The following is a 12943-nucleotide window of genomic DNA, read 5'->3' as shown; positions in this document are numbered from 1 at the left end:
AAATCATTGATTTACAGGCATTTTGTTTGACTTTGAACTTATTTCAAGGGAGGGAGACGGGTCTCGAACCCGCGACCTCTAGAACCACAATCTAGCGCTCTAACCGACTGAGCTACAACCTCCGTTCTTGGGGCAAAACCCCTTTCGAGGACACAAAATTAGGAAAAGGTTTGAAGGTTGCAAGGCTAATCGTGCAATTTTTATCGACCTCCAAACCCAATTCTATATTTTCAATCCTTATTTCGCTGCAACGTAGAGAGCGTCAGCAGCTTTCCAGTCCACTACATTCCAATATGCTTCGATGTAGTCCGGACGCTTGTTTTGATATTTCAGGTAGTAAGCATGTTCCCACACGTCCAGACCGATAACGGGCGTTCCTTTTGCCTCGGCAATATCCATCAACGGGTTGTCCTGGTTTGGGGTAGAAGTGATGGCAACACCGTCGCCAGTTGCGATAAGCCATGCCCAGCCTGAACCGAAACGGCCGATGGCTGCTTTCTTGAATTCGTCTTTGAAAGCTGTGAAAGAACCGAATTTTGCGTCGATTGCTTTTGCAAGCTCTCCTGTTGGTTCTCCGCCGCCGCTGGAAGAAAGTGATTTCCAGAAAAAGCTGTGGTTCCAATGTCCGCCGCCGTTGTTGCGTACCGGTGCAGGGGCTTTGCTGATGTTTGCAATGATTTCTTCTATGGTTTTGCCTTCCAATTCGGTTCCTGCTACTGCTGCATTCAGGTTAGTAACATAAGCCTGGTGGTGACGGTCATGATGTATTTCCATGGTCAATGCATCGATATGCGGCTCTAATGCATTGTTTGCGTAAGGTAAGGGATCAAGTGTAAATGCCATTTTCAGTGTAGTTTAAATGAATAACAAATATAATCTATTGGTTGGCTAACAGTAGAAGAACGCTTTATGTTCTTAATTGCCTAAAAAATTTGAGGAGCAATTCCTGTGATTCTGTGGCTAAAATGCCATTTGAAAGCTTGGTTTTGGGGTGTAAAATGGGCTTTCCAAGTCGGGAATAGCCGCGCTTTTCGTCTGCCGCTCCAATCACCACTCTTTTCATCTGGGTCCAGTAGAGCGCACCTGCACACATCACGCAAGGTTCCAGGGTAACATATAAGGTGCAATCGGTGAGATACTTGGAGCCCAGGTGGTCCGAAGCCGCGGTGATGGCGATCATTTCGGCATGGGCAGTCACATCGTTAAGCAGTTCGGTTTGGTTATAACCTTTTCCTATGACTTTTTCACCGATCACCACGATGGCGCCAACGGGGATTTCGCCTTCGTCGTAAGCTTTATGGGCCAGGCGCATGGCTTCTGCCATAAAGTAGTTATCAAGAATGTCGGCCTGGATATCCACGTTGACGATTAGGGTTGAAAAAAACAGGACACCTGATGCATGGCAGCAAATGTCCTGTTTTAATTTAAAAAATGAATTGCGATTAAGGTTTCATAACCCGCTGAACGGTGCTCAGGTTTCCATTCTGAATGCGTAACAAGTACAATCCGGAGGGGTAGTTTACAAAGTCAACTTCGGTAATTTTTCCCTGGATCTCACTGCTGTATTTCGAACGGCCATTTAAGTCAAATACTTCCACACCGGCTTGTTTCGGTGAAACGACGCCCGGAATTTCAATGGTAACCCTGGATTGCGTGATAATGGTAGGATATACCTTGACCCAGTCGGCCGACGCAGGCGGTTCAACACCAAGAATCGGATCTACCTGTATTCTTGCGGATCCTACTCCTGTACCGATACCGCATCCATTGGTAACCTTTGTAATCGTGTATGTTGTGGTGGTTTTTGGCGTAACATTAAAGTTATATGGAGTTGCAACGGCCGTGATCAGCGAATCTTTGGTCCCGTTGTTCAAGGTAAATGTCCAGGGCGATTTGCCTGTGATCTCCGCTTTCAATGTCACAGTTTCTCCAATGAGAATGGTTTGAGCCCCAGTTAGTGTTGCAACTGGAAGCGGACTTGCAATGATTGTGATAGAACTTACACTCCCTTTGACGGTAAAATCAGGATTTGTACCAGAACTGATCACCCTGATGTAGTAGCTTCCACCCTTGGTCGTATCTGGGAATGTTGCGGTAACCGAACTAGCTGTGGCTACAGAAGGAATGGTCCAGAATTGCGCGTCAACATTCGCAGGTGCTATTTGTACTTTAAATGTGTTGCCGGTAGGAAAATCCCCCGACTGCTGGAATGGAATGCTGAAAGATTTACCTGCACACACTTCTGCAATAGAAGGGTTACCCGAATTGATGGTGGGGACTTTAACCGTTACCAGGGCGCTGCCAATTGGTAAGCCTTTACCGCAAGCATTGGAAACTTCGGTCACGACGTAGGTGGTGGTGGTACTTGGTTTCACCTCAACCGGATGGTTTGCCTGATTGGTTGTGTCGGTAATGCCGTTTGAAAGCACATAGATCCATGGCCCGTCGCCTGTGAATTTAATGTTGATCGTCGCTGTTTTGCCGAGATCAATTGTTGCATTGCCGGTTATGGTCGCCGATGGCAGTGACCTGATGTGGATCTTGATTTCCTCCTTCGGACTTTCGCAGCCATTTTCCGCACCGGTTTGGGTTACATAAAAGGAATAATCCTGCACTTTTTCGGTAAATGGTGTAAAAGGTACGCCCTGAAATTCGGTGCCGTCAGCTTCGCGGTACCATTTCAAAACATTGCCTGTCGCGCTCAACGGGCCAGCAGCCTCATTCTGGCAGAAAGCCAATGCTGTGGTAGTGGTAGGTTTTGGTGTGGTATTGATCTTGACATCGATTTTGGCGCGGTCGCTGAAACAGCCGTCAAGCGACTGGGCCACATAAAATGATGTTGTTCCTCCTTCGGCCGTGGATGGTGTCGGCGCGGTGTTACTGGCACTTCCGCCTGTCGCATTTGTTCCATACCAGCTCAGAATGCCGTTAGCAACCTGTGTTGCAGTCAATGGGGCCGCTTTGATAAACTGGCAGTATTCTATTAACGGCTTTTCAATGGTCGGTAAACCCGGGAGAGATTTCACGCGAACTTTTTGGATCGCGCGGTTCAAGCTTTCGCAACCTTTTGCAGAAGATTGTGTGGCATAATAAGTGAATTCGCCAGCAGTTTTAGCATTGATCGTCGGAGTAGTTGGTGAAGCAGTTCCGCCAGTTGTGATCGTATACCAATTCAATGTATTTCCCTGCTCAGCTGTGGTTGGGAATTTATAAGTTGAATCCACTCTTGACTGGCAAAAAACGTCCGAAACTGTTGGTAATGCAGCTGGTGTAGGATTTACGACCACATCTTGTTTAGCGCGAGGACTTTCGCAAACCAACGCACCATATGTATTTGATTGAGTCAAATAATAAGACGTTGTTCCCGGAGTAGTTGTCAACGGAGTTGGAGCAGTAGCTGATCCAGCGCCGCCCGACACAGTTGTGTACCATCTGTTAGTTCCACCAGTAGGCGTGAGTTGGTTCGCTTTTACGCCAACGCAATAGTCTATCGGAGTGACAATCGGAGCAACTGGGGTAGTGTTTACAATAACATCAATTTTGACCCGCTCACTTTCACAGCCGCTAGCTGAGGTTTGTGAAACGTAATAACTGGTAGTGCCCGCAGTGGTTGCGTTCGGAATAATCGCCGTTGTCGATCCGGTTCCTCCATTTAAGGTTGTATACCATTTAAGAGTATATGTGTTGTTCGTCGCTGTGGCTGTCAATGCTGCTGCTGTTGGCGACTGACAGATATTCAGTGGGGTCACTACTACTGGTAAAGGCAAAGTAGCAGGGCATGGAGCTATCGTAACTATAATCTGTGCTCTTGCACTTTCGCAATTATTGACGGTTTGAGAAACGAAATAATTGGTGGATCCCGCTTTTGCTGTTGAAGGAACGGGTGCGCCTTGAAGTGGAGAACCTCCCGTTGCTGCCGCATACCATTTCAAATTGGTGCCGGTGGCAGTTAATGCGGTCGCGGTTTCTCCGAGAAAGTAATTCCTATTAGCAACCGTCGGTGCCGCTGGTTGCGTACATGCACTTACTGTGACAACGATTACCGCTCTGGCACTTTCACAATTACCGACCGTTTGAGATACAAAATAACTGGTCGAGCCTGCTGTTGCTGTCAAAGGGGTTGGAGCGACCGCCAAAGGTGATCCGCCTGTTGATGCGCTGTACCATTTCAATGCAGTACCTGTCGCTGTTAAAGCTACGGCTGCGTCGCCAACCGTATAACTCTTATTGGCAACTATTGGCGCAGGAGGAGGAGTACACACGCTGATCGTTACATCAATTTTCGCGCGGGCGCTTTCGCATCCACCAACTGTTTGAGTTACATAATAACTGGTAGTACCAACAGAGGCAGTTGAAGGCGTAGGAGCGCCACCGAGTGGAGATCCGCCAGTCGCGGCGCTATACCATTTTAAAGCAGTACCACTTGCAGTTAATGGCGTTGCCGCGTCTCCAACCGTGTAACTTTTATTAGCAACTCCCGGCGCAGCCGGTGGTGTACATGCAGATACCGTTACGACAATTTCTGCTCTTGCACTTTCGCAGCTATTAACTGATTGGGATACAAAATAGCTGGTTGCACCTACGGAAGCAGTGGAAGGAGTTGGTGCGGCACCCAGCGGTGATCCGCCAGTTGACGCGCTGTACCATTTTAAACCAGCGCCAGTCGCAGTTAATGGCGTAGCAGCGTCTCCAACCGTGTAACTTTTATTGGCAACACCCGGCGCGGCTGGTGGCGTACATGCAGAAACTGTTACAACGATTTCTGCTCGTGGGCTTTCGCAACTGTTAATCGTTTGAGAAACAAAATAGCTTGTTGCACCTACCGAAGCAGTTGAAGGAGTTGGAGCAGCACCCAGCGGTGATCCGCCGGTTGATGCGCTGTACCATTTCAAACCGGTACCAGTTGCCGTCAATGGTGCCGAAGCATCACCTACAGTGTAACTTTTATTGGCAACACCCGGCGCGGCGGGCGGCGTGCACGCGGATACCGTTACGACGATTTCAGCTCTTGGGCTCTCGCAATTGCTAACTGTTTGGGAAACAAAGTAGCTGGTCGCACCCACCGACGCGGTTGAAGGAGTTGGAGCAGCGCCCAGCGGCGATCCGCCTGTGGAGGCGCTGTACCATTTCAAACCAGCGCCAGTCGCAGTCAATGGCGTTGCTGCGTCTCCAACCGTATAACTTTTATTGGCAACGCCCGGAGCAGCAGGTGGAGTGCACGCGGATACCGTTACGACGATTTCAGCTCTTGGGCTCTCGCAATTGCTAACTGTTTGGGAAACAAAGTAACTAGTCGCTCCAACCGAGGCAGTTGAAGGTGTTGGAGCCGCGCCCAGCGGCGATCCGCCTGTGGAGGCGCTGTACCATTTCAAACCAGCGCCAGTCGCAGTCAATGGCGTTGCTGCGTCTCCAACCGTATAACTTTTATTGGCAACGCCCGGAGCAGCAGGTGGCGTGCACGCGGATACCGTTACGACGATTTCAGCTCTTGGGCTCTCGCAATTGCTAACTGTTTGCGAAACAAAGTAACTAGTCGCTCCAACCGAGGCAGTTGAAGGAGTTGGAGCAGCGCCCAGCGGCGATCCGCCAGAAGATGCGCTGTACCATTTTAAACCATCACCGGTTGCTGTTAACGGAGTAGCCGCATCGCCAACGGTATAGCTCTTATTTGCAACGCCCGGCGCAGCAGGCGGCGTACATGCAGATACCGTTACGACGATTTCAGCTCTTGGGCTCTCGCAATTGCTAACTGTTTGGGATACAAAGTAACTACTCGCTCCAACCGAGGCAGTTGAAGGTGTTGGAGCCGCGCCCAGCGGCGATCCGCCTGTGGAGGCGCTGTACCATTTTAAACCGGAGCCAGTTGCAGTCAATGGCGTTGCGGCTTCTCCAACGGTATAACTTTTATTGGCAACGCCCGGAGCGGCAGGTGGCGTGCACGCGGATACCGTTACGACGATTTCAGCTCTTGGGCTCTCGCAATTGCTAACTGTTTGGGATACAAAGTAACTAGTCGCTCCAACCGAGGCAGTTGAAGGTGTTGGAGCCGCGCCCAGCGGCGATCCGCCAGAAGATGCACCGTACCATTTCAAGCCATCACCGGTTGCTGTTAACGGAGTAGCCGCATCGCCAACGGTATAACTCTTATTGGCAACACCCGGCACAGCGGGAGGCGTGCAGGCTGATACTGTTACAACGATTTCAGCTCTCGCACTTTCGCAACTGCCGACGGTTTGAGAAACGAAATAGCTCGTGGCACCCGCAGAGGCAGTTGACGGAGTAGGCGCGCCACCCAGGGGAGAACCGCCGGTTGATCCGCTATACCATTTAAGACCTGCCCCGGTTGCAGTCAAAGGCGTAGCCGCATCTCCAACAGTGTAAGTTTTATTAGCAACGGTCGGAGCGGCGGGCGGTGTGCATGCTGCTACCGTTACGACAATTTCAGCTCTTGGACTTTCGCAATTGCTAACGGTTTGGGATACAAAATAACTTGTGCTTCCCGCAGAGGCAGTTGAAGGCGTTGGCGCTCCGCCAAGCGGTGATCCGCCTGAGGATGCACTGTACCATTTCAAACCGTCGCCGGTTGCGGTCAGAGGTGTAGCAGCGTCTCCGACTGTATAATTTTTATGAGCAACACCCGGAGGGGCTGGCGGTGTACAAGCTGCTACTGTTACAACAATTTCAGCTCTTGGACTTTCGCAATTGCTAACGGTTTGGGATACAAAATAACTTGTGCTTCCCGCAGCAGCAGTTGAAGGTGTTGGGGCTCCGCCGAGTGGTGACCCACCTGTAGACGCACTGTACCATTTCAAACCGTCTCCGGTTGCAGTCAGTGGAGTAGCTGCTTCGCCGACCGTATAACTTTTATTAGCAACTCCCGGCGCGGCTGGCGGCGTACAAGCATTAACCGTCACGTCAATCTTCGCACGCGGGCTTTCGCACCCGGCAACCGTTTGGCTAACATAATAGCTCGTTGTACCTACCGTTGCAGTCGACGGAACCGGTATAGTTCCGGAACCTGTTCCGCCGTCGGCAGCATCGTACCAGAGTAAGCCCGTACCTGTTGCGCTTAACGCGACGGCAGCTGCATTTTGAGTATATACTATGGGTGATGTAGCGGTAGGAGCTGCAGGAATAGCGTTGACTGTGAACGGGTCACTTGCAGCGCCATCGACGGCCGGAGAAGTGGATATTGCCCTGGCTACATAACCTGCGCCAGCGGCAGCACCTGCTGGAATGGTAACATTAATTGGACTGGCAGTACCCGTAGCGGTTGCCAGAGGAGTCGTAAACGATCCTGCTGCGTCTGAGACCTGTACGGTGTAGGTTGTTCCTGCCGGGAAGGTAGCGGGCGTAAATTGGACTGAAATTGAATTGCCCGGACACACACTTGCAGGACTGGTCGTGCTCTTAGAAATAGTCTGTCCAAATACAGTTGCCACAGACAAAATAGTGGCCAGAAGTGTGGTAAAAAGGTTTTTTTGGGTAAATGCTTGTTTCATGTAATCGTCTAAATATCTTTCCGCTACCTGTTTGATTGGTAAAGTTAGAGATATTTTTGAAATACACTTCCACTACATTAAGGAAGCTGGCTTTTCCTTTCCAGGAGCGAACTGTAGACAATGTCCTGGATTTTTCTCCGCGTTCTTTGGGTGGTAATGCTGGTGTTTTCAGCATCAGGATTCACTCTGTTTGAAAGAAATATGAACATTAAATCTTCCTCCGGGTCTATCCAGACCATCGTTCCGGTAAAGCCGGTGTGGCCAAAAGAATTCACTGACGCCTGTGAGGAGACGTAAGAACTATTACCATCTGCAGGTGCTTTATCCCAGCCCAATCCCCGGTGATGCGACTCGTCATATATCCTTGAAAAAAAGGGTACGGTAGGTTGCTCAAAGTATCTTTTCCCGGCATAATTACCTTTCCAAAGGTTCATTTGAAATAGAATAGCCAGGTCCCTCGCCGTTCCAAACAAGCCCGCATGTCCTGCCACGCCGCCTACAATGGCGGCCATCTGGTCATGGACGGTTCCCTGCAATAATTGGCCGCGAAAACGGTAATCATTTTCGGTTGGGGCGATTTGTTTCTCAGGGAAACGCTTTAAAGGATTGAAACCGAGATATGCCAAACCAAGCGGTTCATAAATATTTGCAGCAACAAAAATATTCAAAGGCTGCCCCGTAACCCGTTCCACGACTTTTTGAAGAGTAAGAAATCCGAGATCGCTATAAAGGAACCCATAACTTCCTGACCGGTCCTTCCTGTTATTCATTGGCGATTCGATCACCCATTTCCATACTGAATCGCGCAATGCAGCTTTGGCAAAAAGCTTGGGAGCGACCTGCAGATAATAGGTTGTATCTGCTTTAGAACTATAATATTCCTGCAATAAACCTCCCGCGCTGGTTTTGGTACGGTCCCAAAGTGGCGGATAAAAGGATACCAGCCCCGACCGGTGCATCAGCAGATCGCGGACTGTAAAATTCTGTTTGTTGGTTTCAGCAAGTTCGGGCAGATAAAACGATGCTTTTTCATCCAGGTCGATCTGCTTGCGGTCGTATAAAAGCATGATTGCCTGCAATGTCGCGGAAACTTTGGTGACCGAAGCGAGGTCATAGATGGTTTCTGAGGTTACCCTTTCCGGCGTACGATAATTAAGCCCGCCGAATTGCTTATCGTAAATGATCTTGCCTTTTCTTGCAACCAATACTTCACAACCTGGGAAAACGTGATCATTCACAGCAGCATTTGCCACTTCGTCAATCCGTTTCAGCCAGCTTCCGTTCATCCCCACGCTTTCAGGGGTTCCAAAGGCAATTCGGTTGATCGAGGTAGTAGTAACCCCGGTTCCAAATTTGTAGGACGATACAGACACAGGTAATTTTCCCTGCGAACTCATTGCACCGAAAACAATCTGCGGAACAATCTCCTGCTGTTCTTTCCCATCCTGGTTTGCACAGATCAGCACGTCCGTTTCCGGGAAGTACTGAATGCTGTATGGTGTTCCGAAAAGGCAGAGTATGACCTTTTTGTTTTGCTGTTTCAATTGGCTCACAAAGTCGGTCATGCCGGAAGTAACGCCGTAATTTCTTTTTGGATTCGAAGCGATGCCGTGGATATCTACAATCACGGTATTGTAAGGTTCCAGATAGGTCAGCATTTCTGAAATCTGCTCCTGGGAAGACGGCCCTTCATAAAAAGCGTAGGAACGCATTGGTTTGTAGGTCGATAGCATTTTCTGAAACGAGGCACTGCTGCCTTCTCCAATGCTCACCGAAGCCATGTTATTGTCGAGCACCGAGCCGATGGGGATCAGGTCATTTTCATTTTTAACAACCGTTACCGATGCCTCACAAAGTTCTCGGTAAAGCTCTTTGCTATTTTCGGTATTAAGATCGGTATATAGGTTATAGACGTCGATAGGCGTGTATTGACTGAGTCCTGCCCAATATTTGGCTTGAAGGATTCGCTTAACCTTATCGTCAATGATTTTTTCGCTGATCAATTTTTGATTGATCGCATCCTTAATTTTATTCACTGTCTCCGCAATGCTTTCGGGATAAAGCAACACATCATTACCTGCGATAATTGCTTTTAGATTCACATCCGCCGCCTTTCCGTTTTTCAATACCCCTTTCATATTCATTGCGTCCGTGAACACTAGTCCGCGGAAACCCAGTTCTTTACGCAAAAGACCATTCACGACCTTTTCGGATAATGAGCTAGCCTGATTGGGCGTGTTATCAAGAGCAGGAATGTTGAGGTGCCCATTCAAAACGCCCATTAAACTGTCGGCGATCATTTCGCGATAAGGGTACAGATCCGTCTCGGTTAGCTGATCAAGTGAATGTGCTAAGACAGGTAATGTAAAATGCGAATCTGCGTCTGTATCGCCGTGGCCTGGGAAATGCTTGGCAGTGGCGATGACCTTATGATGCTGCAAACCCTTCATATAAGCAATCGCTTTGCGGGTCACATTCTCACGGTCTTCACCAAATGAACGTATACCTATCACCGGATTGGCCGCATTGCTGTTGATATCGGCTACCGGCGCGAAGTTAATTTGTATACCAAGCCGGTTGCATTGGCGGGCAATGTCGCTGCCCATTCTGTAAACCAGCTGATTGTCCTGAATAGAACCCAGCACCATTTGTTTTGGAAAGGTAACCGTGCTGTCGAGCCGCATACCCAAGCCCCATTCGCCATCGATACCGACAAAAAGCGGAATATTGGAATGTGATTGATAACGATTGGTGAGCAGAGCCTGACCGACTGGTCCGCCCTGAAAGAAGATTAATCCGCCAATGTGAAATTCGCTGATCAGACGGTCGATGTATTTGTAATGTGCCTCGTCGCGGTTGGAAAAAGCGGCAACCATAAAAAGTTGACCGATCTTTTGGTCAATGCTCAGGGATTTGAGTGTGCTGTCGACCCATTCGTTTTCGGGAAGCACCAGGACTGGATCAGCTTTCTTTTTCGGCGCTTTTACAACTGGTTTTTTAACAACATTGGTTTCCAATGCGACGGTTTCAGTCCTAACATTCATACGCTTCCAGGCAACGGAAGCCATTGATGTTAAAATAACCAATACCACAATATTTACGACAACACGAAACCGGCTAAAAAACCAATCTTTCATATTTGTATCACTGACTTTAACGAGGGAAATGTTAGCTTAATCAAACGCGACACGGACATTTTAAAGTAATCGTTGATTATTGTTATAACAGTTTAAAGTTGCTATAAATGCGAGCAAACGCCTTTTTTAATACAATTCTAATAATTGTTTGGATGATTATGGTTTAGACAACTAAGCCCATCTAATATACTCAATTAGTAAGCTGCCGAAAAATTTCTTCCAAAGAATTTCCAGTTGCCCGAAGTTCGTCCAGTGAGCTGTCGCTCACCACTTTACCTTTATTAATGATGATCACGCGGTCGCACAATGCTTCCACTTCCTGCATAATATGGGTCGAGAAAAGAACCGTTTTGTCTTTGCCTGCCGTGCGGATCACATCCCTGATCTCCTGTATCTGGTTCGGATCAAGACCGGTTGTGGGTTCGTCCAATATCAACACCTGCGGATCGTGCAGAAACGATTGCGCGAGCCCAACACGTTGACGATAACCCTTTGAAAGCTGCCCTATTTTCTTGCGCTTTTCGGGTTCCAGGCCGCACATGGCAATCACTTCGTCCACCCTGGTTTTGAGTGAAGTTCCGCTCATGCCATATAGTTTTCCTGAAAAAAGCAGAAATTCTGTCACGTACATATCAAGGTAGAGCGGATTGTGTTCGGGCAGGTATCCGATGGATTTCCTTGAGGGCATAGGTTGCTCCACCACATCAAAATCCGAAACCTTCGCCAGTCCTTCCGTGGGTTTGAGATAGCCGGTCAAAATTTTCATAGTGGTCGATTTTCCTGCGCCATTCGGGCCAAGGAAACCTACGATCTCACCCTTTTTCAACGTAAATGAAATCCCATCTATCGCCCGCTGCGCTCCGTATACTTTTGTTAGATTGGTAACTTCGATGGACATATTTTTTAGTTTGGGGAGGAAGGGGAGGATGGAGGAAGGGGAGGATGTAATAACGCTTAATATTAATAATCCCTTTCGTCCCTTTCATCCCTTTCCTCCTTTTTCCCTTTCTCCAATGTTATACTTTTAGGAAGAGTTTGTTTCGATATAGCAAATACATAAATGCCCATTGGACCATGATGAAGGCGATTATTTCTCCCACGGCTTCAACAGGTTCGGGGAAGTAGCTGAGGATACCGCCAAAAATTGCATGTGTGGTATATCCAAAAGAAATAAACCGGCCGATCATGTATATCACGATGGAATTCATCCCGATCACAACAAAAAACAATGTCCATTTGCGGTAGTTTAGTACGTCCACAATCCAGTAGAACAAGGCGAGCAGCAATGTGCTGAAACCGCCTGCGCAAAGCACAAACGAACTCGTCCAGAGATTCTTATTGATCGGGAAAAAGTAATCCCAGACAACACAAACCAAAAGGCTGACAACGCCTGCAAAAACTAGATAAACGACTTTGTTATTTTTTGATAAGGTTTCTTCACTGGTCCGCAGCAGTTCTCCGGCGAAAATTCCCATCAATCCGGTTGCAATGGCAGGGATTGTGGATACCAGCCCTTCAGGATCATGAATGGTAAGGTGTAAACGCCCGGGAATGATCATTTTATCAATATAACTGGCCGGATTACAATCCATTGTAAGCAAACCTGCTCCGCAACCAGGAACCGGATAAAATGTCATAAATAAATAGTAACCGATCAGTATGCTACCAAACCAGATCCACCTCGCCCTTTTTCCAGTGTATAAATAAATGATCTGGGCAAACATTCCCGCCAAACCAATGCGCGCCAATACGCTTGGATAGCGCATGTTGTGCCATTCCGTTTCAAAAATCCCATTATTATAAATAATCCCAAGCAATACAAGGATAAGCCCTCTTTGGATGACCTTTCGGATCAGTTGTGATGGCGGAATGCCTTTATCCAGCCGGCTTCCCAATGAAAATGGTGCGGACACCCCGGCCATGAATAGGAATGTAGGAAAGATCAGATCGTAGGCGCGGAAACCGTTCCAGTCGGGATGTGTGAACTGGTGGGCCATGAAGATCGCCCACGACCATCCGGTTACTTTGGCAAGTACGGCGAAAATTTCTTCGCCTCCCGAAATCCAGAACATGTCAAAACCACGCAACGTATCCAGCGACAATAACCTTTGTGGAGGGGCACTATCTTTCATTTGATAAATAAGAGTGAAGGGAAATAAAATTTGGAAAAATGGGGAGACATTAAAATAAAAACTAATGATAGGTACTGCAAAGATGCTAAAAAATACCACTTCCAGCTTTCCGAAAATTAACATTTATTCGGATCAGCCTGAGTAACAACCGAGGTACATGTGAAAATTAATA

6 protein-coding genes and 1 tRNA gene are annotated in these 12943 nt (G+C 48.1%); all 7 read right to left on the bottom strand.

The window, feature by feature from the left end; translation table 11 throughout:
* Positions 1-47 precede the first annotated feature (47 nt).
* The 7 genes from FHS68_RS22435 to FHS68_RS22405 all read right to left on the bottom strand — a co-directional run bounded on the left by FHS68_RS22435 (position 48) and on the right by FHS68_RS22405 (position 12771).
* A tRNA-His gene (locus tag FHS68_RS22435) sits at positions 48-123 on the bottom strand.
* A 114-nt stretch (positions 124-237) separates the two neighbouring features.
* Positions 238-843: a superoxide dismutase gene (locus FHS68_RS22430; protein ID WP_167275205.1), complete on the bottom strand. Its 606-nt coding sequence runs from the start codon at positions 841-843 to the stop codon at positions 238-240.
* 64 nt (positions 844-907) lie between these two features.
* Positions 908-1324, bottom strand: coding sequence for a nucleoside deaminase (locus FHS68_RS22425; protein ID WP_208408421.1), 417 nt, complete (start codon positions 1322-1324; stop codon positions 908-910).
* A 118-nt stretch (positions 1325-1442) separates the two neighbouring features.
* Positions 1443-7502 carry an Ig-like domain-containing protein gene (locus tag FHS68_RS22420; protein ID WP_167275202.1) on the bottom strand — a complete coding sequence of 2020 codons (6060 nt, stop codon included), beginning with the start codon at positions 7500-7502 and terminating at the stop codon, positions 1443-1445.
* A 77-nt stretch (positions 7503-7579) separates the two neighbouring features.
* The gene (locus tag FHS68_RS22415; RefSeq protein ID WP_167275201.1) at positions 7580-10639 is read right to left on the bottom strand and encodes a serine hydrolase domain-containing protein; all 3060 of its coding nucleotides are present in this window, start codon (positions 10637-10639) and stop codon (positions 7580-7582) included.
* Between the two features lie 190 nt (positions 10640-10829).
* A complete protein-coding gene (locus FHS68_RS22410; protein WP_167275197.1) occupies positions 10830-11537 on the bottom strand; it encodes an ATP-binding cassette domain-containing protein in 708 nt (235 codons plus the stop codon).
* Between the two features lie 118 nt (positions 11538-11655).
* Entirely contained in the window at positions 11656-12771 is a 1116-nt protein-coding gene (locus FHS68_RS22405) for an acyltransferase family protein (RefSeq protein WP_167275194.1), read from the bottom strand.
* Between the last annotated feature and the right edge of the window lie 172 nt (positions 12772-12943).

The sequence above is a fragment of the Dyadobacter arcticus genome, assembly GCF_011762185.1.
In the GTDB taxonomy this organism is placed as follows: Bacteria; Bacteroidota; Bacteroidia; order Cytophagales; family Spirosomataceae; genus Dyadobacter; species Dyadobacter arcticus.
Note: the sequence above shows the minus strand (reverse complement) of the source record. Positions and strands in the feature narration are given on the sequence as shown.